The 745-nt window shown below is 60.1% G+C and carries 1 protein-coding gene; it reads right to left on the bottom strand.

Annotated features, from left to right (window positions below):
- Positions 1–16 precede the first annotated feature (16 nt).
- A partial coding sequence (locus tag IAE58_RS19875) for an IS110 family transposase (protein ID WP_199934803.1) occupies positions 17–745 on the bottom strand: 729 nt, incomplete at its 5' end.

Here is a 745-nt window from a genome sequence, read left to right as displayed (position 1 = left end):
AGTAGCAACTGTCTTGTCAGGGGCTGCCGAGGGCCACCTCGGCGTCCCGCTTGCGGGCATTGAGGATCACCAGCATTTTGCGCATGACCGCAACGAGGGCCACCTTGCTCGCCTTACCCTTGGCTTTCAGCCCCGCATAGAAATCGCGGAGTTTCGGCTCGTACCGGATGGCCGTCAGGGCCGCCATGTAAAGGGCTTCGCGTACTACCGCGCGCCCGCCACTGATGCGCCGCTGGCCATGCCAGGTGCCGCTTTCACGGTTCATTGGGGCCACCCCCACCAGTGATGCAATGGCTTTGCCCCCCAAGCTGCCGAGCTCGGGCAACTCGCAGGCAAGGGTACTGACAAGAATTGGTCCGACGCCCTTGAGTGAGCCGATCTCTTTCCAGCCCGGCTGTCCTTCAAGCTGCTCAGCGATAGCTCTATCCAATTGCTTCAGGTCTTCAGATAACTGAGCTATATGGCGTTGCTTTATTGCGATCAGAGCAGGATCAACCAAACGCCGCAAGCGCTGCGTTTCACTGACCCTCATCTGCACAAGATGCCTGCGGCACTGCGCAAATTCAGCCAAACGCTGTTGCCAAGGTGCAGGTGGCACATAGCGAGTCAGTTTCAACAAATGGGCCATCTCGGCCAGCACCGTGGCATCGAGCCGATCGGTTTTTGCAGCCCGGCCGGTGCCTTGGGCAAACCGTCGTGCCCGAGCTGGGTTGATGCGCACCATGGGCAGACCGGCAGCGTGCAA

Source organism: Stenotrophomonas sp. S49, from assembly GCF_016624905.1.
Taxonomy (GTDB): Bacteria; Pseudomonadota; Gammaproteobacteria; order Xanthomonadales; family Xanthomonadaceae; genus Stenotrophomonas.
Note: the sequence above shows the minus strand (reverse complement) of the source record. Positions and strands in the feature narration are given on the sequence as shown.